Raw genomic sequence first — 20,297 nt, 5'->3', positions numbered from 1 at the left:
GAAAACCCGCGTCGCGGGTTTTCTCCTGATTAAAAACCAATCTGCATAATTATTACAAAGATTTGAGAATCTTTAAAGAAAACCCGCGACGCGGGTTTTCCAGCATTTTTCGTTCCGCCGTCCCGGCCACGCGGAGCCGATCAGGCGTAGCGTAGGGACGCGACCGAAGGTCAAGAGGGCGGAACAGGAAAAATGCGATTCGCGATTATTCGCGATTATTCGCGGTGGATTTCTCAAGTCTCCACATGAATCCCATACACGAAATCGAAGTACAACTTATAAATATGTCAGTATTTCTTGGTCAAGATCACAACACCGCGTCACTCCTATAAAAAAAAGAACGAGTATGGGGCTCAGAGTGCCAAATCGATATACTCTGAGATCCTCGGTACCGAAACTGCGCCCACCGGCACGACCTTCCCGTTCACCAAAATGATCGGCAGCGGCGGATGATCGATCCGGACAAGTTCAACCACCCGTTCAGGGATCCCTTCATCCAGCGGCGTAAGGGTCACCGACACCCGGTCCCCGTACTTCTCTTTCAGCGCTTTTTCCAGTGCCGGAAACGCAAACCCCAGCGTCTCCTTCTCAAAACAGTCAACAAGCCCGCAGGACCGGTCCTTATCACAGGGAAACGGGCCGCACGGCCGGTACGTATAGCCAATCACTTCTACAGAAATCGGAGTCATGCTAATGTATTAGCGCTGACTGTAAAAAAAGAATAGTGAACCGTTAAGCCGCTCACTCAGATAAGAGCCAAAAGCAGACTCTCAAGCGTTGCTGCATCGGTCACGCCCTCCAGCCGCTGGATGACCTTCCCGTCCTTCTCAATAATGAGCGTTGGAACAACACTGATCGAATACTTATTTGCAAGGTCCCCGTGCTCATCCACATCGACCATCTGGACATCCACCTTATCACCAAGTTTCTTGGCAAGATCGTGAACGATCGGGCTCTGGATTCTGCAGGGTCCGCACCAGGTGGCGAAGAAGTCGTATAATACCGGTTTTGTCATAATTACAACTGGGAGAAGAACACTAATATACCTTCCCATTCAGGAAAAAAAAGAAAAGAGGAAAAACGTTACTCGATAAGTGCCCGGATCAGATCCCGGTCAAACAGCATCCCCGAAAGACGCTGATCATTATCGATGATCGGCAGCTGATCCACACGACCCCGTTTCATCCTGAGAGCGCAGTCACTCACTTCCGCATTATTGGGGACCGCGATGACCTTGCGAACCATACACACCTTCACCGGCCTGTTTGGAAGCTCGACCTTCGAGACGCCATACGATATCGTGTGATTGTCCCGGATACTCTCCCAGGTCCACTCATCATCATCCGTCCCGGTCGAAAAGTCGCTCGTCTGCACATCATCCTCGATACTCGAACATCTGATAAGATCGCGCTCCGAAATGATACCGGTCAGCTTATTCTCCGAATTCAGAATCGGCATCGCATCCGTGTGCGCCAGTTCCATGATCCTGCCGACGACCGGCAGAGGAGTCTCCTCCCAGAGAGCATACGTCCTTTTGCTCACAAACCCGTCCCTGATCTCGCGAACGTCCCGGAGTTTTGCCACCGCGCCGACCAAATCGGAAACACTCAGGATCCCGATAAGATTCTCGCCTTCGACCACCGGCAGACGGCGGACATTCATCTTCGTCATGATATCGGCAGCCTGCGAAAGTGTAACATCCGGGCGGATCGTCAGCGGTTCTGCTGACATCAAAAGAGCGACCTGCGTCTCTTCAGGCTTACGAAGAATATCCTTTCTGGTAACGATTCCGAGAAGTTTCTTCTCCGGACCTTTCACTACCGGAACACCGCTGATCCCGGTCCGCTTGAGAATACGCAAAACATCATCGCGGCCCGAGGGGATCTCGACCGTGACAACATCCTTTGTCATGTAATCTTTTGCTAACATTTCCATCATGATATTCACCTTAAGGATCAGGCCTGCCGCTTTGACTCGGCCCAGTGATTTTCTGTTTGAGAAAATCCGTGTGTAATTTTTTGAACTCCTGCAGATAAATAACACATACATTCCGACGCCCCGGCGGCACCGAAAATGCCGGCGAACCGGCAAATCGCGCGGAAAAAAGAGAGGGGATTTATTTTTTAATGATCAGCGTGTTGGTTTTCGCATAGTTCACGATATGCGAAGAGACGCTGCCGATCAAAAGGCGGTCAAGCTTGCTCTTTCCGCGGGAACCAACAACGATCAGATCGCATTCCAGCTCGGCTGCTTTTTCAAGGATCGTGTCGCCGGCATGTCCGGCCTCCAGATGAGGCGTCGCCTTCAGGCCTTTCTTGGCTGCATCCTCGACCAGTTCCGCCATAATATCGCGGCCTTCCTTCTCAAACCGCTGATAGATCAGTTCCCAGGATGTATCCACCGGACCCGGCGAGATCATACCCGACTCGATAACATAAATGGCATGCAGTTCAGCTTTGGACAGCTTTGCCAGTTCGATCGCTTTGTAAAAAGCACTCTTGCTGATGTCGGATCCGTCGATCGCAACAAGTATCTTGGTAAACATAGTTTGAAACCTCCTACTTATGAGTAAATTACCTCTCCAAGCTTATAAAGCGTTGGTATATCCGCCGGAAATGATTCTAAGGATACCGGCAGATCCGATCCGCGTGATAAGCGAGGCGGCCGGATCCTTCGTCCAGCGGCCGGCATATCCGCCGTCAAGAACAACGAGATCGGCCGGGCCGCCCTCTTCGATGGTCCCCCGCCTGCCCTGAAGGGAAAAGCCGCCCGTCATCATCCGGAGGAGGTCTGAAGAGGCGGTTTTGTATACGGTCTGCAGGAATGCCGCCTCGGCAAACATATCCGGGGAAACGAACATCACGTTGTCCGTGCCGAGAAACACCCGGCATCCTGCCTTGAGCATCTCATGAACAGGCGGCCTTTGGGCATCGGCCGTTACGCCGAGCCGCCAGTTTGATCGCGGACAGATGACGATCGGGATATCCCGGTCGGCCGCCTCCCGGATGTGTTCCTTCGTAAAGTGGGTCGCATGGATGATCAGATCCGGGTCGAGGGAAAACGCCGCTTCGATGTCTTTGACCCCTGCTTCGCCAGCATGCACGGCGAAACGTTTCCCGGCCGCCTTTGCACGGCGGACAGCTCCCCCCTCGCCGGCCGTTCCTTTCGCACTCGAAAGACCGAGTCCGTCAGCGGTCATCTCCCCGCCGTCCCGTCCGAAAACAACCATCCCGACCGCCGGATCGGCCGCCTGCCGGAGAAGATCCACCCCTTCAGGGCCGCCTTCCCGGAAGTCCGCAAAACCAAGCGTCCCGGATGCCTTCATGAACCCAATTGTGTCCCGCATCGCAGAGACCAGACGGTCCGGCGGCGTTTCGCGTAAAAGCCGGTGTTTCAGCCCGTTTGGGGGAGCGACGAGTTCCGCAAGCGGCCGGTCGGCCGGGGTATCCATCCCGACCGTATCGGCGATATGCGTATGCGCGTTGAAAAACGCCGGAACGATCCAGTTCGCGGAGCCGGTTTTCCTCTCGGTGATCTCGGCGATACGGCCGTTTTCGATCACGATCCTGACATTTTCCGGCGTAAACGCTTCTCCGACAAAGGCCAGCCCCTCGAGTGTTTCCTGCTGCATGGATCTTTGTGTTCTCCTGTTCTTTTATATGGGTAGAGGAGCAATATAATAGGATATGGCAGCAAAGAGCTCGGGCAAAGGACTAAGTTCATCGGCAGGTCTGGTTACCTATTACGATGCGGATGACAAGAAAGCGTTTCACATCAGACCAACGGTCGTTTTAGTGGTCGCCGGTATCGTAGGCGTTTTTATCTACGTGCTGAACCTTCTCATCTGATTCTATAATACTATATCTGAGAATCTTTCTCAGCTTTTTTTCTGATCCCCGGATCGCTTAAATATTTCAGAAGAGAGGTATCTGTATGCAGTTTCAGATGATCCACAACAATATCAACGTGCTCGATCTCGACCGATCGATGAAGTTCTATGCAGAAGCGCTGGGACTGTTTGAAATAAAACGTATCGTGCCCGAGTCAGGGGACGTTAGAATAGTTTTTCTGGGGGACGGCCAATCGAACCACAAACTGGAACTCACGCAGATCACCGGGCGGACAAACCCATATGAGCCGGGAGACAATGGAAGGCATCTCGCGTTCTCGACCGACGATTTTCAGGGATCCCTTGAAAAACACCAGAAGATGGGCTGCGTGAAGTCGGTCAACAAGGCAAGTGGTATCTATTACCTCGAGGATCCTGACGGATATACGATCGAGATCCTGCCGCTTGGCAGAGGATGATATTGTATATTAATTTATCTAAATACAGAGAAATCAAGACATTTCCCCCGGGTTTTTTACACTTATAAAGCATATATCTCATTACATTCTGCCGGTCTGAAATATACCACTCATAATTTTGAGAACCGACCCGCCCGCCGGCATGGATACGAGCCGATCTATGTATTTTGATACGACGATTCCATCCAGAGAGGGGACCCTATCCCCTTCGGCGGAAGATATCGACCTCTCGATCTTCTCTCCGCCTTCGAACAGCCATCCGACCATCACCCTCACCTATGACCAAAATGAACCCGAAGGTGAACTATGCCCCGTCTCGCCGGTCCCTATCCCCCGGGAACTGCCGGCAAATACCGCGGCGGCAGTAAAAAGCGCCGGGAAGGCTCTGCGGTATTACAATTCCGCGAACCGTTCGTTTGTCGGGATCTATGCCGGCAGGCTCTGCGAGATCGCAGACGGCGCCGTCACGCCTCTTGACCGGGGCAGGCTCCGTATCCTGCTGACGGCGCTTTCCTCCTGGCACAAACCGGGGGATGAAGCCAGGACCGAGATCCCGCTTCCCTTCGACCTGCTCGAAAGCGTGCTGAAAGCCTCGGCAAAGGAGCTGGATCATCTGCCGGAGATCAGCGGTCTGCATCCCGGCGTTATGCTGAAGCCTGACGGCGAAGTCGTTTCCGCGAAAGGTTTTGACAAAAACACCGGCTGGTTTTTCCTGAAGGAAACGGCTGTCCCGCCGGTCCCGGAGATCCCGTCTGAATCCGATCTTGCCCTCGCACGCGAATATCTCGACAGTGTGTATCACGAGTTCCTGTTCAAAGACCGGGCGGATTATGAAAATAATCTGGTTTCGGTGTTTTCCGCGATGCTTAGACCAAGTCTTGCCGGCCCGTTTCCGATCCTTGCCGTGCAGAAGAACAGTCCGCGGACCGGGGGGAGTTTTCTGCAGAGGATCAACGGGATCGCGGCGTTTGGCGCTGAACCGAAGGTGTATCCGGCGCCGGCACGGGCCGAGGAGATGGAGAAGCTGCATAAGACGATCGTGAAGGAGAGTCCGCTGTATGCCGTTATCGACAATGTGGCGCCGGGTGCGGATTTTGTGTCGGAGTTTCTTCTCTCGGCGACGTCGGGAAACGGAACGGCGGCGTTTCGGGATCTCGGCAGTCTGACTCAGCTGGAACGGGCCGTGACGACGCAGTTCTGCGTGAACGGGAACCATCTGAAGATCGCGGCGGATGTCTGCGGGAGAGTGGTGGTGACGAATATCCTTGCCCAGAAGCCATGGCAGGAGCTGAGGTTTTCCCGGCAGAAGGATGAGCTGATCAGATATGCCGGGGAGATGCATGCAAAGCTGGTGTGGGCGTTTGCGGTGTTTCTGAAGAACTGGATTTCGAAGGGGAGACCATCTCCCCCGCCGCTTCCGGGGAATCTTTCGGAGTATCCGGAATGGTTTTCTACGATAGCAGGCTCGCTGTATGCGGCGGGATTTTCCCGGGTGCTTTCGAATCTGGGTGAGGTCCAGACGGGAGATAATGAGGCGGAGACGGAGGGCTGCGAGCTGCTTGCCCGGCTGGATGCCATGTTCGGGACGGAGATGTTTTCGCCGGCGGGACTGAAGGCGGTTCTGATCCGTGAGGGGGAGCAGAGGAAGGAGCATCAGGTTTCAGGGCAGATGATCCTGGATTATGCGCCTGAGCATCTGGTGAAGGCAGCGGTGGCCGGTACGCTGACGGATGTTATGACGGGAAGATGGATCTCGCAGCTGGCGGATCAGAAGTTTGCGGGATATGACCGGTTTTTGACGAAGAGCCGGACGCCTCTTGGTGTTCGATATAAACTCGTTCCTGTAGAAAAACAGACAAGCCTTACGGATACTCTCTAGGATATGTAGGTAATGTAGGAGGAATGCAGGATGAAGATCCTCAACCCTACATACTTTTACGGCTGGATCGTTCTTTGTTTTGGATTTAGAGGAGTATTTGTAATTTTATGTAGGTATGTAGGATGATTAAGTGTTCAGCGTATAGGGGATTTGAGGTGAGAGATGTTCTGCCGGAGAGGCTGGATTTCATTTTTTACCTACATCCCTGCATACTTCCTGAATTTCGGTTTGTTTATGAATCTAAGGCGATTGGATGGACTTTATCCTGCATGATAACCTACATTTATCCTACATTTATCCTTCATCGGGGAAATTGGGAAAAATATGGTTGGGCGTGGGCACAAAAGAAAAACCAACCGCGAATCCCCGCGAATTAACGCGAATCGCATTTTCCTTGCGTTCGGGTGCTCTGCTCCGGCTGATCGCCTGCGCAGAATCGCACCCTCTCTGGAAAAATGCTGGGGAAAAACCCGCCCGCGGGTTTTTCTTATGTTCTTATTCTCTCATTTTTGATTCGGGGTGCGGGGCCGCGACTTCGGCGCGGAGCGGCCCGCGGTGGAGGATCCTATTTTGCTGAGGCCCATATAGATTTCCAAGTAGTTCAACTGGAATGAAGATTTCACACCAACACCAAATAACTCCTATTTTGACTAAGTTATATTACGTTTGAAACCAATAGAAAAATTATGCGTGGTAAATTAATTTTTATAATTTCAATTATAGTAATCTGTATTACAATATCGTCGGGATGTATCATTGGTCAAACCTCAGATGAACATAAAGCAACATCACCCACATACACTTATTCTGGGCAAAATACACCCTCTTATCCAGTACAAACTACATCCACTTATGTAGTTCAAACTGCACCCTCTTCATCCGGTATGTTGGGAAGTTATCCGGTGACAATCGATGATCCATTAGGAATGGGAACACAGAATATACGAACCTATTCAAAGACAGGTAGTATCATAACTGTAGTTTATTCTGATGGAACAAAATATGCTAGAACGGGCAGTATTGTTACCATTAGTAATGGACCAGACGTATATTCTGTTGTTGGCAGCATTGTATCAATCTCGGGCAATGGTGCTAAATACGCCAAATATGCTTAATTTTCAACAAATATCTTTTTTAGGGCGAACTTTAGGTCCCCACCTCCACTGAGAATGAGCCTGAAGACTCATTCCGCTTCCAAAATCCTTATTACCCTCCCCTCTCCATAGAATCTCAGAACACCATCATCATGTCCCGGAAAATCCTCCCCCTGGCCCTCCTCCTCACCGCTCTCCTCATTTTCCCCGCCGCGGCCGAGCTGCCGTCCTCCTACGATATGCGGGACAAAAACCTCACCCCCCTCATCACCGACCAGGGATACTTCGGTCTCTGCTGGACCTTCGCCTCGATAAGCTCACTTGAATCCGGCATGATCAAACAGGATCCGGAAAAATACGCCGGGATCGACCTCTCCGCTTTCCACACCGCCTACTTCACCTATAACCGGGACGCCTTCATCGACCCGGCATCCCCCCATCCCGGGCTCGAAGGCATCGCCGGAGACTACACCCATGTTCAGGAAACCGACCCGCAGGACAACATCTACGGCCTTGTTCTCGGCGGAGAGCTCACCCAGGCGATGTATACCCTTGCCGCCGGATTCGGCGCCGTAAACGAATCCGCTGCCCCCTTCGACTCCTACGGGAACAATACCGCCCCGTCCGATGACACGGCAATTTCCCAAAACGAGATCGTGCTGGACTCCGCCGTCATGATCCCCCCTTCTGAAAAGGACGACGTAAAGACCATGCTCCTCGAAAAAGGAGCCGCCGCGTTCGGATTCTTCTTTAACCCGGTCGAGCCGTATCTGCAGGAGCTGGAGAACGGGGACTGGGTGTTTTCCTTTGGAGATACCGACAGAGAAAACCTTGAGTATGGCGGAGGGCATGCCGTCCTTCTGATCGGCTGGGACGATGATTTTGCAAAAGAGCTGTTCGCGGTTCCGCCGGAACATGACGGGGCATGGCTGATCCAGAACTCGTGGGGAAGCGATCTTTCGAACTCTACCTACATCTGGATGCCGTATGAGGAGGTGACCTACCCGTTTACGTTCTTCCTCGGGACAGAACCCTGGTTTGAGCATACGTATCAGTATGACGGCGGGACGCTGGTTGAAAACAGATCGCTGAACCAAAGTTCGGCGAGGATCGGGAATGTGTTCACGGCAGGCGGGAATGAAGAGATCCGGGCCGTAACGCTTGATACGAACCAGTCCGTGAATTACGCGCTGCGTGTCTACACCGATCCGCTGCCGGATGAACCGGATGACGGAACGCTGTTTGCAGAGCAGACGGGCAGAATCGCATTCCCGGGATACTATACGATCCGGCTGGATGATCCTGTCCCAATCGAGAAGGGGCAGACCTTTTCGGTTGTGTATGATCTCGAGGGGGAGGAGCCGCTGAATATTTCGATCGATACGTCCGCGGTTTCAGAGGAGGTGTCCACAACGACGTTTGCCCGTGCGGGCCAGAGTTTTCTGAGAACAGAAACGGGGGCGTGGGAAGATCTGAGCGCGGACGGGGAGACGAATCTGCGGATCAAGGCGTTTACAAACGACATGGTGTTTTGGATCAAAATGGAGCCGGTTTCTGCGTCGATGAAGGAACGGAGCGTGTTCGTTTCCGGAACGACGAACTTCGCGCCCGGGGGGGAGATTCTGGTGACGCTTGTCTGCCCGGATGGGAAGACGCTCTGTGAGCCGGCTGAGGTTAGGGAAGGTTCACCGGCGAATTTCTGGGAGGTCAGGTTTTTCCCGGTGAAGCTGATCGAGGAGGAGTATGCTTTGTCGGCGATGAGAAATGAGGTCCTGGCGGAGAGCTGGTTTGTGCCGGAAGGGTTTACGGGGATGCTGGTTTTTGGAGCGAAAGGGACGATCATGCCAGCGAAGAGCGCGGTTTAGGGTGATAGGGTATACTGGCATTCTTAAATGAAGAAAGGAGTCGGGATGGGGGTGGATGTATGAAAAAACCAACCGCGAATCTCCGCGAATCCTCGCCAATCGCATTTTCCTTACGTTCGGGTGCTCTGCTCCGGCTGATGCGTGCAAATCGAAGATTTGCGTGCCGCCTCAAATGGGCTTTGCCCATTTGGGCTTCGCCTACGCAGGAATCGCACCCTCTCTTGAAAAATGCTGACGGAAAAACCCGCGTGCGGGTTTTTCTGTTGATTCATTCTTTTTCGATCGCATCAATTGAGAAGTTTACGGAGAGAAAAACCGGCACGCGGGTTTTTCCTATAGCATTTTTCAAGAGAGGGTGCGATTCCTGCGTAGGCGAAGCCCAAATGGGCAAAGCCCATTTGAGGCGGCACGCAAATCTTCGATTTGCACGCATCAGCCGGAGCAGAGCACGACGGCGCAAGAAAAATGCGATTCGCGAGGATTCGCGGAGATTCGCGGTTGGTTTTTCTCTTGTGTCTACATGAATCCCGTACACGAAATCGAAGTATATCTCAATGGACTTCAGTTGTTTTTTTCGGTTGAGATCACACCGTCCCTGTCCCCCTTTTCGTGAATTTCGTTGGCGGGTTGGCGACGAAGTCGACGACCTCAGCCGAGCAAACCGAAGGTTTGCGAATTTGTGATTTTTCGTGTGGGGGACGGGGGAGGGTACTATCTGTATCTCCACCCAGCTGATTCTTTATTTTTTCGTGTTTTCGTTGGCGGGTTGGACGCGGAACGCGGCCGACCTCAGCAGAGCAAATCTTTGATTTGCGTTTTTTTCGTGGATTTCGTGTGATGGGTGCCGCCATCCGCAAAATTACGTACACCAAACCGAGATAAACCCAACAAAAACCGATTCTGTTACCCGATCAAAAAAAAAAGATTATACCTGATTTCTCCAAAAAAAATCAGATCCCTTTTTTATGCAGATAATACGAGTAGATGACCGGTCCCGCGATCATCGCGATGAGGATCCCGAAAAACACCGGGATCCAGAACAACGCGAAAAACGCATTCAGGATCATCACAAACCCGCCGATGATGAAGAGATACCCGGAGAACCGGCTGGTCCGCCGCCAGTTCTCGGCGCTTTCCATCGTCCAGGGGAGTCTCACGCCGGCGACCGGATTCTGTTTCGTCTTCGGAAGATAATTCCCGATGATGATAAAGATGACACCGACCAGAACGGGAACGATCACCTCGATCGGGATATCAGCGCCGATCGCCTTAAAGAGCGTGATCGGCACAACGATCAGCGCGATGACGGCGATCAGCCAGCGGGAGAACTTCAGCAGCATACTCTGGTTTTCCCCGCCGTATTTGCGGGTCGAAACATTACAGACGATATTGAGCAGACAGAGGAGGGCCGGCATGCCGAACACGACGAACGGTTTTGCCCCCCAGTTGTCCGGGTCGCCGGCGAAGTCGAAATGGATCGGAATCATATCCGGCAGACGGTCATACAGCAGAACGCCAAGCAGGATCGGCGCAAGACAAAGCGCCGAGGTGATGAACAGGGTTTTATCGATTTTCATTTTGTACCTCGTTAAACTGGGAGATCCAACACATAAGCTCCTCGAACACCGAAAGATTCAGCTCGTAATACACGAAGTTCTTGTACTTCGTCTCCGTCACAAGATCCGCTTTTTTCAGCTGGGACAGATGATACGAAATCGTCGCTCCGGTCATGTCGAAGTGTCCGGCGATATCTCCGGCAGACATCCTGCCGTCTTTCAAGAGCGTGAGGATCTCACGTCTGACCGGATCGGATAAGGCTTTGAATGTCTCGGGAAATCCCATATTACTCATACTCTGTTGTCTGCGAAACTATTTAGATGTATTTCTAAATTGATGGATTTCGAAATAGATTGGAGGAAGACGGAGTACGGATAAGATGTATTTTGATTTCGTGTAATGCATTCGTGTAGACATAAGAGAAAAACCAACCGCGAATCGGCGCGAATCTCGCAAGCCTTTGGCTTGCTCTCATAATCGGATTTGCTTTTCCTCACTCTCGCAATCCAGCTTCACTGTCTTGCTCGTCCCTTCATCGGGACCGTTCGGGCAAATCCTGTCGCCGCCCCAGCGGCTCCTGTGAGGGAAATATGCATTGAGCAGTTCTAAAACTTGTAAAATGTTCTTTTACTCCAGGCCCAAAATGAAACGGAGAAAGAAAATTACCATGGGGAGGCGCTGGGGCGCCGACAGGATTTGCCCGAACGGTCCCGATGAAGGGATGAACCGGCGGGGCGTGCGGGGTGAGCCGAAAGGCTCGCCCTTAGCTGAGCAAATCTTTGATTTGCGATTAGACCCGCCGTGTTCAAGTGAGGAATAGCAAATCCGATTCGCCTCGCCCGAAGGGCGGATTCGCGCCGATTCGCGGTTGGTTTTTTCTCATGTTTCCACACCCTCTCACCCCCTTCACGAAATGGATCAACACCAACACCGCGTAAGATTAACATCCCCTCCTGCCAATAGATACCGTAGGCAAAACCCATGGGCGAACTTGCATCGTTACCCAACATCGGCAAAGACACCGAAGAAAAACTCAACAAAGTCGGGATCACGACTGCCGCACAGCTGCGTGAAACAGGCAGCAAAAAAGCCTGGCTGATGATCAGATCGGTCGACGACACTGCCTGCCTTCACCGGCTCTACGGACTTGAAGGAGCGGTTTTGGGCGTAAAAAAATCAGCACTCTCCCCCGAAACAAAAAAAGACCTGAAGGAGTTTTTCTCTTCCTTCTCCTAAATCCCTAGTTCTCCTCTTTTTTAAACTTCGAATACTTTCCTCCGATAATAATGATGATCACCCCTACAAAGATCCCGACGATCATCAGGATAAAGTTGTAGCCTGACAATACAACTGCCGACCCTATAATAACGGCAACACCGAGCAGAACCAGAGCGGTCGAAAGGACGCCCCCGTCTTTGGTCAGATACTCGAAAAATGTAGTCATACAGGATATGATGCATGTCGAACAATCATAAAACTATGGGCCGCAAAACCCCATCACGGGAACAGTTAATTTGCATGCATAGCCTACATATAGGCATAGAAACGTCCGGGTACAGGAAAGGGATACTGATATGGTCTACAGGATATTTGTTGAAAAGAAACCCGCTCTGGCAAACGAAGCACGCTCGCTCCAGAATGAACTGCAGAGTCTGCTGGGCATCAAAGAACTGACATCGGTCAGAATAATCAATCGGTACGATGTCGAAAATATAGAACAGGAACTCTTCGAATACGCAAAGACAACGGTCTTCTCCGAACCCCAGCTGGATCTGACCTTTGACGAAATACCGGTGGAAAAAGACGAACACGTCTTTGCCGTCGAGTTTCTGCCCGGCCAGTTCGACCAGAGGGCAGACAGCGCAGCCCAGTGTATCCAGCTGATCTCCCAAGGGGAGAGACCGGCGGTCAACACCGCACGCGTGTATGTTCTCAAAGGAAAGATCTCCAAAGAACAGCTGCGTGCGGTCAAAAATTACGTGATCAACCCGGTCGAGAGCAGAGAAGCGTCGCTCGAAAAACCGGAGACCCTTTCCGTCTCCTACCATATCCCGACAACCGTTGAAACCCTTACCGGATTCACCAGACTGGATGAAAAAGGCCTCTCCGCCCTTATCCGCGAACTGGGGCTCGCGATGGATGAAGACGACATCAGATTCTGTCAGCAGTATTTTATTGCGGAAAACCGTGACCCGACGATCACCGAGATCCGGATGATCGACACCTACTGGTCGGATCACTGCCGCCATACGACATTTTTAACGACGATCGACAGAGTGACCACAGAAAGCCCGCTTCTCCAGAAAGCATACGACGGCTACCTCGCGGTCAGAAAAGCCGTCGGCAGGGACAAACCGGTCAATCTGATGGACATCGCGACGATCGCGGTCCGCCATCTCAAACAGGAAGGAAAACTCGATAAACTCGACGAGTCGCCCGAGATCAACGCCTGTACGGTAAAAATAACCGTCTCTGTCGACGGGCAGGACGAGGACTGGCTTTTACTGTTCAAAAACGAGACCCACAATCACCCGACCGAGATCGAACCGTTCGGCGGGGCGGCGACCTGTCTTGGAGGAGCGATCCGCGATCCGCTTTCCGGCCGGGCCTATGTGTATGCAGCGATGCGGCTGACGGGCGGCGGAGATCCCTTAACGCCGGTGAGTGAGACGCTTGCCGGCAAACTTCCGCAGAGAAAGATCGCGACGACGGCGGCGGCGGGCTACAGTTCGTACGGAAACCAGATCGGGCTTGCGACCGGCATCGTCGATGAGCTGTATCATCCGGGTTACGTGGCAAAACGGATGGAAGTCGGCGCCGTTATAGGGGCAGTCCCTATGGAAAATGTCCGGCGCGAGATCCCAGCCGATGGTGACGTCGTGATCCTGTTAGGCGGACGGACCGGCAGAGACGGATGCGGCGGGGCGGCCGGATCCTCGAAGTCCCATACGGTCGCTTCCCTTACGAGCTGCGGAGCCGAAGTCCAGAAGGGGAATGCTCCCGAGGAGCGGAAGATCCAGCGGCTGTTTAGAAACAAGGAAGCTTCCCGTCTTATCAAACGCTGCAATGATTTCGGGGCAGGCGGGGTTTCGGTCGCGATCGGCGAGCTTGCCGATGGTCTGGAGATCGATCTGAACGCGGTCCCGAAAAAGTACGAAGGCCTTGACGGGACGGAACTCGCGATCAGCGAGTCGCAGGAGAGAATGGCGGTGGTCGTGGACAAAAACGATGCGGAAACGTTCCGGTCCCTTGCACACGCGGAGAATCTGGAAGCAACGGTCGTTGCCCGGGTCACAAAGAATCCCCGGCTGATCATGAACTGGAACGGGAAAAAGATCGTCGATATCTCCCGTGCATTTCTGGATACGAACGGGACGGAAAAACACATCGAGATCGAACTTGCGGAGCCGAAACCGTTTGCAAAAGAGGTCGGCGACGGGTTTGCCGAGAATTATGAAAAACTCGCCGGCGACTTAAACAGCTGTTCGAGGAAGGGACTTTCCGAGCGGTTCGATTCGACGGTCGGCGCAGGAACGGTCCTTATGCCGTTTGGCGGACGGTATCAGCTGACCCCGATCCAGGCGATGGTGAACAAGATCTCGGTGGAAAAAAGCGATACCGACGACTGCTCGCTGATGGCGTGGGGATTCAACCCGATGATCTCGGAGAAGAGTCCGTATCACGGAGCATACCTCGCGGTCGTCGAAAGCGTCTCAAAACTGATCGCGACCGGAGCCGAGTTCGAAGATGTGTATCTTTCGTTCCAGGAGTACTTCGAGAAGCCGGGCAAAGATCCGAAACGCTGGGGCAAGCCGATGAGCGCGCTTCTTGGCGCATTTGCCGCCCAGATGGGGCTCGGCGTCGGCGCGATAGGCGGGAAGGATTCGATGAGCGGTTCCTTTGAGAAACTTGATGTCCCTCCGACACTGATCTCGTTCGCCGTAACGACGGAGAAGATCGGAAACATCGTCACAAACGAGTTCAAAAGTCCGGGTCACAAGGTCGTTCTTCTGAAAGCCGAGTATGATGAAAACGGTCTCCCGAAGGCGGAGTCGCTGACCGCAAATTACCATCTTGTCACCATGCTTATGAGAGAGGGGAAAGTCCTCTCCTGCTATACTCCTTCCCTCGGGGGCATCGCGGAGGCCGTATTAAAAATGGCATTCGGGAACATGATCGGATTCGCGTATGACAGCAGTGTGGATCCGGCGGAGATCTTCGGATACAACTACGGAGCGTTTGTTCTCGAACTCGCCGATGACTCAAAGGTCGGAGTCCCCTTAGGCGTAACGACGCCGGACGCTTTCATCCGGTATGCCGGCGTAAAACTCCCGCTGGAAACGCTTCTGAACACATACGAAGCGAAACTGGAGTCGGTTTATCCGTGCAATATTCCGCAGGGGTCGGGCAGGATCAAAAAGATCAAGTACGAGACACGAAGTCTCATCAAACCGCGGGAGCGGACTGCCCATCCGCGGGTTTTCATTCCGGTGTTTCCGGGAACGAACTGCGAGTATGACAGCGCGAAGGCCGTCGCAAGATCCGGCGCCATTCCTGAAATCCTCGTGATCAACAATCAGACGGCAAAGGACACGGCCGAGTCGGTCGATAGGGCGGCGGACGCGATCTCCCGGTCCCAGGCGATCTTCATTCCGGGCGGGTTCTCCGGCGGGGACGAACCCGACGGATCGGGCAAGTTCATCACGGCGTTCTTCCGCAATGCGAAGATCAAGGACGCCGTCCATGATCTGTTAAAGAACCGGGACGGACTGATCCTTGGGATCTGCAACGGGTTCCAGGCGCTGATCAAGCTGGGACTCGTTCCCTACGGAGAGATCGTCGACGTGGATGCGGATTCGCCGACGCTGACGTTCAATACAATCGGCAGACATCAGTCGAAGATCGTCCGGGTCCGGGTTTCGTCTGTGAAATCCCCCTGGTTTGCGAAGGTGAAGCCGGGCGATGTCTTCGCCGTGCCTATTTCCCACGGGGAGGGAAGATTCCTCGCAAACGACGACGTGCTGAAGCACCTTATCGAAAACGGTCAGGTAGCAACGCAGTATGTCGATCTGACCAATCATCCGACCTCGGATATCCGCTACAATCCGAATGATTCGATGATGGCGATCGAAGGGATCACCTCGCCCGACGGCCGGGTTCTTGGAAAAATGGGACACGCGGAACGTATCGGCGAGGGGCTGTACAAGAACTATGATGAGCAGTTCGATATGAAACTCTTCGAGTCGCTGGTCGAGTACTTCCGGCCCTGATCCTTTTTTTTCGGCCGTCCGCCCGGAACAAATACCGCGGTATTAAGGGTGAGTCTGATAAATATCAAGTATCATGAGTAAGAACGGGCTGATCGTCGAAGGAGGGGGGATGAAGTGTGCATACAGCGCAGGCATCCTTGACCGGTTTTTGGATGACGGGATCTGTTTTGATGAGTGTATCGGGGTTTCAGCGGGTTCGGGGAATCTGGCGTCGTATCTTGCAAACCAGCGTGAGCGGAATCTGCATTTTTATACGATATATCAGAAACATCCTGAGTATCTCGGGATGAGGAATTATCTGAAGAACGGGTCGTATTTTAATCTGCAGTATATTTACGGCACGATCTCGAACTCGACTGGGATCGATCCGGTGGATTTTGACGCTTTGCAGGCAAATCCTGCAGAATATTATCTGACGGCGACGAACGCCAGAACCGGCGAAGCCGAGTATTTATCCAGAACCGATATGAAGAAGGATGATTTCCGCGCCATCATGGCGAGCTGTGCGATCCCGGTTGTGTGTAAGCCGGTGGAACTGAACGGGAAACTGTATTTTGACGGCGGGGTTGCGGATTCGATCCCGATACAGAAGGCGCTTGATGACCAATGCGACAAGCTGGTGGTGATTCTGGAAAATCCGCGAAGTTTCCACCGTCAGCCCCAGAGATACAAGCCGTTTTATCATATGATCCTGCGCCGGTTCCCGGAAGTGGTGAAAAAGATCGATGACCGGCATCTCAGGTATCATCAGGTTATAGCGCAGATCAACGATCTGGAGGCGAAAGGAAAGGCATTTGTTTTTGCCCCGTCGCATGCGGGAAAGGTGAAGACGACGACCAAAGACTCAGAGGATATCCATGAGCAGTATGATCTCGGCATTGAGGATTATGATGCAAGACGGGATGAGCTGAAAGAGTTCTTGAGGGAATGATGATCGAGACAAAGAGGCTGATCCTTCGGCAGATCGTTGATTCGGATGCAGAAGATATTTTTGCCTATTCGCGGGGGCCGAACACCGGTCGGGATGCCGGGTGGAAGCCGCACGAAACCCTGGAGGAGACAAGGCTGATCATGCAGGAAATTTTTCTCGAACAGGAGAGTGTTTTCGGGATGGTCCTGAAAGAGACCGGCGTGATGATCGGCAGTGTCGGTCTGATCGATGATCCTCTGCGCGAGAACGATTCGGTGAGGATGCTTGGGTATGCGCTCGGCGAAGCGTTCTGGGGACAGGGATACATGACGGAAGCAGCCGGCGCAGTCATCGGATACGGGTTTGAGGAGATGCAGCTGGATCTTATTTCGGCTACATGTTATCCCTTTAATCTCCGCTCAAAGCGTGTCCTTGAAAAACTCGGGTTCCGGTATGAGGGAACACTTGCTCTCGCAGAAAAGCGGTATGACGGAAAGGTGCTGGATAAGGACTGCTTTTCGGTGGCGAAAGAGGGGTAGTTTCAAAATAGGGGCCATGCAAAAAAGTGACATATTCGATGAGGTTGTATTTCGTCGAAACAGGCTGAGTGCGAGAGTTATTTTAACGAATGCCGGACATTGTGTTGCCTCCTTTCATACTACATTATCTGTTGTTTGGTCGTGATATATCCGGGCCGAAGAAGTTGGGGATTTTATCGGGGTTCCGAAAAAAAGGAAAAGTTTTACTCGCGGATCAGCTGTTCGCGTTTGAGGGATTTGATCTTTCGTGCAGGTTTTAACCCTAAATGAAGCAGGAGAAGACCCATTACAACGAGAAGCACAACACAGCCAAGGTTTATCCACGCCATCTGACCCAAAACGATCCATCCATAGATGACCATAGCCAGATTTGCCGCGGCAATAATGAACTCGAGCCAGACAAAAGTAAACCAGAGATTTTTCATCGTTGAGAGGCGTTTTATCTTTGAGTCGATGTCGGTGTAAAGTTCGAACGGACCGCTCGCCGCCTCTTTTCGTAAATACACCCATCTGAACACAGACGCTACACAGACAACCCCCGTATCTTCTAAAAATCTGAGATAGGCAACGCTTTGCGGCGACGTCGGAAAACTTTCCAGAAGTTCGATCTGGTAGATGTACTTTCCAGGCTCGGTCTCTTCGAAGGTGTACTTCCCAAAGAAGAAACTGTACAAGGACATGCCCTTTGCCGCCATCTCGTTCAGCCATTTCTCCTCTTTTTCATAATCGGAGATCCATCTCCATGTTGTGTGCTTCATTGTTCTGCTCCGGTAATTTTTTTGCCGTTTTTAAGAAGTTCTTCGAGTCTCTGTATTTCATAACCCACGACTTTCTTTCCGGATTCGGTGATCTGATACTCTTTTTTTCTCGAATCCGATTCACCGGCAGAGATGATCCAGCCTTTTTCGAGCAGTGTGCTGATCGCGCCGTATAAGGTCCCGGGACCCAGATTGACCCGGTCACTGCTCAGTACTTTGACATTCTGCATTATCCCGTAGCCGTGCATCGGTTCGTAGAGAGAGAGCAGGATGTAGTAGGCTGCTTCCGTGAGAGGGGATTTTTCCAAAGGAGGTGTCATGTTTTATTCCGTGCGGCGATGTAACGTTTAACGATGTATCGCTTGACGACATATTGTTGTATCGTCATCCGATATAAGGGTTGCTGAAATAGGAGTTACGCGGTGTTATCCTCGCAATCATCACATAATTCCTAGATGCAATCTTCATTCCGGATGAACTGCCGGAAAATGTATCTATGCCCAAAAAAGAGGATATTCCACCGCGGGCCGCTCCGCGCCGGAGTCGCGGCCCCGCACCCTGAATAAAAAAAGAGGGATTCTGAACATAAGAAAAATCCGCGGGCGGGTTTTTCCCAGCATTTATCCAAGAGCCAAAGGCTCTTGAGACGTCTCACGAGCTTTCAGCTCGTGGACTTTTCCAGACGGCGTGCGATTCTTGCGTAGGCGAAGTCCAAATGGGCAAAGCCCATTTGAGGCGGCACGCAAATCTTCGATTTGCACGCATCAGCCGGAGCAGAGTCCCCGAACGCAAGAAAAATGCGATTCAAGCGAGGGCTGGAAGCCCGAAGCGGAGAGCAAATCTCTGATTTGCGAACGCGAAAATTCGCGGAGGCGTGCAAGCCGAAGGCTTGCGTGCCGCCTCAAATGAGCAAAGCTCATTTGGGCTTATTCGCGGTTAAATAATCTCATGTTTCCACACCCAGCCTTACCCTTCCTGAATTGAATCCACACCAACACAGCGTAACTCCAATGAAATATGCTTAGAAGAGAGGCGTCTGGCCGTCACGCAGACGGATCTGACGGGCATTCATCACGATATCGCCGTCTGTTGATGTGCCGATGAGAAATGGTGATGAGGGGTCATGGAGCGAACGATTGTTTTGGACGGTTTTTTGATCATAATTCGCATAACAGTAGACACATCCGTGACCGCAGGTGTTGTAGGCTCCGATGTCGCAGTTCAGCAGACAGGAGCAGGAACTTCGTGTGGATGTGCTGCCGGGATCGTGACGAAGTTTTTGACCGACGGCACGCTCCAGGACTTCGCGGGTAAGGCATCCCGAACAATCAACACCGAAGGGTGCGAGTTCGACGCCTTCTGCGCAGGATTTTATCGTTATTCCATACTCGCGGCCGATCTCACAGAAGGCTTTTCCAAGAGCGAGGCGGTCCGTTTGTTCCACGTCTTTGCCGGCAGGGAAGTTCCATCTGGTTTTTTCATAGAGGTCGAGAAAGCTGATGACGCAGACGTCGGTGTATCCGGCAAGTTCTGCGGCCATTTTTTCAAACGAAGCGATATGATGCTCGAGAGAATATGTTTCTGTCAGAAAAATCGGGTCATACCGCCAGCCGATCCGGTTGAGCCCGGTGATCGAAGAGAGCTGCTGAAATGAATCGATCACTCGTTTTGCCGGAGGGACGTTTGGTTTGATCTCTTTTCCGTACGGCGTTATGGTGACATACCAGAACTGACCGAATCCGTCCAGTTCATGGATTCTCGGAAGCATTGGATCAGGATTTTTGGTGCAGAAGTTTATACAGTCCACGATGTCAGGATCGAGCAGATACTTCGTAACTTTACGGGGATAATACGGGTTTCGAACAAGGACATATCCTTCGCGGATCCGGTTGAAGAACCATTCGCTGAAAAAAGCGGGGATGTCGGTTCTGCTTCCGGTGTTGAGGATCATGGCGGGTTGACTATGATAGATGTTCTTTTCGGGAGGATAAAAGGGATGCGGGAAAAGTGACGGCATCACGCAAGCGTATTTGTCAACTTGTCAGCTACTTGTCGATTCGTTTGACAACAAAACAAACCCCATATCTTCCTTGAAATTGAAAAATACCTTATATTAT

Annotated in this window: 20 protein-coding genes; 9 read left to right on the top strand and 11 right to left on the bottom strand. The window is 52.2% G+C overall.

Translation table 11 applies throughout. The features are described 5' to 3' along the window. Nucleotides 1–353: 353 nt before the first annotated feature. From EYA77_RS04660 to EYA77_RS04640, 5 genes are all read right to left on the bottom strand, one after another. Nucleotides 354–689 carry a hypothetical protein gene (locus EYA77_RS04660; RefSeq protein ID WP_042696474.1) on the bottom strand — a complete coding sequence of 112 codons (336 nt, stop codon included), beginning with the start codon at nucleotides 687–689 and terminating at the stop codon, nucleotides 354–356. 56 nt (nucleotides 690–745) lie between these two features. Then, the gene (locus EYA77_RS04655) at nucleotides 746–1,015 is read right to left on the bottom strand and encodes a co-chaperone YbbN (protein WP_042696476.1); all 270 of its coding nucleotides are present in this window, start codon (nucleotides 1,013–1,015) and stop codon (nucleotides 746–748) included. A 68-nt stretch (nucleotides 1,016–1,083) separates the two neighbouring features. Continuing rightward, on the bottom strand, nucleotides 1,084–1,929 hold the full coding sequence (locus EYA77_RS04650) for a CBS domain-containing protein (protein ID WP_167816035.1): 846 nt from the start codon (nucleotides 1,927–1,929) through the stop codon (nucleotides 1,084–1,086). A gap of 187 nt (nucleotides 1,930–2,116) precedes the next feature. Beyond that, complete coding sequence (locus EYA77_RS04645; RefSeq protein WP_095642204.1) at nucleotides 2,117–2,545, bottom strand: universal stress protein; 429 nt, start codon at nucleotides 2,543–2,545, stop codon at nucleotides 2,117–2,119. Nucleotides 2,546–2,587: 42 nt separating this feature from the next. Beyond that, on the bottom strand, nucleotides 2,588–3,631 hold the full coding sequence (locus EYA77_RS04640; protein ID WP_167816033.1) for an amidohydrolase family protein: 1,044 nt from the start codon (nucleotides 3,629–3,631) through the stop codon (nucleotides 2,588–2,590). A 55-nt stretch (nucleotides 3,632–3,686) separates the two neighbouring features. Here EYA77_RS04640 and EYA77_RS04635 point away from each other — a divergent pair, with 55 nt between their 5' ends. The 5 genes from EYA77_RS04635 (at nucleotide 3,687) to EYA77_RS04615 (ending at nucleotide 9,146) form a co-directional block, all read left to right on the top strand. Then, nucleotides 3,687–3,848 carry a preprotein translocase subunit Sec61beta gene (locus tag EYA77_RS04635; protein ID WP_042696483.1) on the top strand — a complete coding sequence of 54 codons (162 nt, stop codon included), beginning with the start codon at nucleotides 3,687–3,689 and terminating at the stop codon, nucleotides 3,846–3,848. 85 nt (nucleotides 3,849–3,933) lie between these two features. After that, nucleotides 3,934–4,308: a VOC family protein gene (locus EYA77_RS04630; RefSeq protein ID WP_167816032.1), complete on the top strand. Its 375-nt coding sequence runs from the start codon at nucleotides 3,934–3,936 to the stop codon at nucleotides 4,306–4,308. Between the two features lie 160 nt (nucleotides 4,309–4,468). Beyond that, nucleotides 4,469–6,187: a hypothetical protein gene (locus tag EYA77_RS04625; protein WP_167816031.1), complete on the top strand. Its 1,719-nt coding sequence runs from the start codon at nucleotides 4,469–4,471 to the stop codon at nucleotides 6,185–6,187. A 686-nt stretch (nucleotides 6,188–6,873) separates the two neighbouring features. Then, nucleotides 6,874–7,302, top strand: coding sequence for a hypothetical protein (locus tag EYA77_RS09810; RefSeq protein WP_209315010.1), 429 nt, complete (start codon nucleotides 6,874–6,876; stop codon nucleotides 7,300–7,302). A gap of 131 nt (nucleotides 7,303–7,433) precedes the next feature. Continuing rightward, nucleotides 7,434–9,146 (top strand): lectin like domain-containing protein, encoded by a 1,713-nt coding sequence (locus EYA77_RS04615; protein ID WP_167816029.1) that lies wholly within the window; start codon nucleotides 7,434–7,436, stop codon nucleotides 9,144–9,146. A gap of 950 nt (nucleotides 9,147–10,096) precedes the next feature. Here the strand turns inward: EYA77_RS04615 and EYA77_RS04605 are convergent. Together EYA77_RS04605 and EYA77_RS04600 are read right to left on the bottom strand one after the other, a co-directional pair. Continuing rightward, entirely contained in the window at nucleotides 10,097–10,723 is a 627-nt protein-coding gene (locus EYA77_RS04605; RefSeq protein WP_167816028.1) for an SdpI family protein, read from the bottom strand. Further along, nucleotides 10,710–10,988 carry an autorepressor SdpR family transcription factor gene (locus tag EYA77_RS04600; protein ID WP_167816027.1) on the bottom strand — a complete coding sequence of 93 codons (279 nt, stop codon included), beginning with the start codon at nucleotides 10,986–10,988 and terminating at the stop codon, nucleotides 10,710–10,712. The genes EYA77_RS04605 and EYA77_RS04600 overlap by 14 nt, the downstream gene beginning before the upstream one ends. Nucleotides 10,989–11,684: 696 nt before the next feature. Between EYA77_RS04600 and EYA77_RS04595 the strand changes: the two genes are divergently transcribed. Further along, nucleotides 11,685–11,939: a TfoX/Sxy family protein gene (locus EYA77_RS04595; protein ID WP_167816026.1), complete on the top strand. Its 255-nt coding sequence runs from the start codon at nucleotides 11,685–11,687 to the stop codon at nucleotides 11,937–11,939. A 4-nt stretch (nucleotides 11,940–11,943) separates the two neighbouring features. Here the strand turns inward: EYA77_RS04595 and EYA77_RS04590 are convergent, their stop codons facing one another. Next, nucleotides 11,944–12,147, bottom strand: coding sequence for a hypothetical protein (locus tag EYA77_RS04590; RefSeq protein WP_167816025.1), 204 nt, complete (start codon nucleotides 12,145–12,147; stop codon nucleotides 11,944–11,946). Between the two features lie 130 nt (nucleotides 12,148–12,277). Between EYA77_RS04590 and EYA77_RS04585 the strand changes: the two genes are divergently transcribed. The 3 genes from EYA77_RS04585 to EYA77_RS04575 all read left to right on the top strand — a co-directional run bounded on the left by EYA77_RS04585 (nucleotide 12,278) and on the right by EYA77_RS04575 (nucleotide 17,422). Then, a complete protein-coding gene (locus EYA77_RS04585; protein WP_167816024.1) occupies nucleotides 12,278–15,973 on the top strand; it encodes a phosphoribosylformylglycinamidine synthase in 3,696 nt (1,231 codons plus the stop codon). 73 nt (nucleotides 15,974–16,046) lie between these two features. Then, nucleotides 16,047–16,904: a patatin family protein gene (locus tag EYA77_RS04580; RefSeq protein ID WP_167816023.1), complete on the top strand. Its 858-nt coding sequence runs from the start codon at nucleotides 16,047–16,049 to the stop codon at nucleotides 16,902–16,904. Continuing rightward, nucleotides 16,901–17,422: a GNAT family N-acetyltransferase gene (locus EYA77_RS04575; protein WP_245241188.1), complete on the top strand. Its 522-nt coding sequence runs from the start codon at nucleotides 16,901–16,903 to the stop codon at nucleotides 17,420–17,422. Before EYA77_RS04580 ends, EYA77_RS04575 begins: the two co-directional genes overlap by 4 nt. Nucleotides 17,423–17,625: 203 nt before the next feature. Here EYA77_RS04575 and EYA77_RS04570 read toward each other — a convergent pair whose 3' ends face one another. The 3 genes from EYA77_RS04570 to EYA77_RS04560 form a co-directional block, all read right to left on the bottom strand. Continuing rightward, a complete protein-coding gene (locus EYA77_RS04570) occupies nucleotides 17,626–18,180 on the bottom strand; it encodes a DUF2812 domain-containing protein (RefSeq protein WP_167816022.1) in 555 nt (184 codons plus the stop codon). Continuing rightward, nucleotides 18,177–18,500 carry a PadR family transcriptional regulator gene (locus tag EYA77_RS04565; protein WP_167816021.1) on the bottom strand — a complete coding sequence of 108 codons (324 nt, stop codon included), beginning with the start codon at nucleotides 18,498–18,500 and terminating at the stop codon, nucleotides 18,177–18,179. Before EYA77_RS04565 ends, EYA77_RS04570 begins: the two co-directional genes overlap by 4 nt. Before the next feature lie 701 nt (nucleotides 18,501–19,201). Then, nucleotides 19,202–20,131: a DUF1848 domain-containing protein gene (locus tag EYA77_RS04560; protein ID WP_167816020.1), complete on the bottom strand. Its 930-nt coding sequence runs from the start codon at nucleotides 20,129–20,131 to the stop codon at nucleotides 19,202–19,204. Nucleotides 20,132–20,297 lie beyond the last annotated feature (166 nt).

The organism is Methanocorpusculum sp. GPch4 (assembly GCF_012062385.1).
GTDB lineage: Archaea > Halobacteriota > Methanomicrobia > Methanomicrobiales > Methanocorpusculaceae > Methanocorpusculum > Methanocorpusculum parvum.
This window is presented reverse-complemented; position numbering and strand designations above follow the sequence as displayed.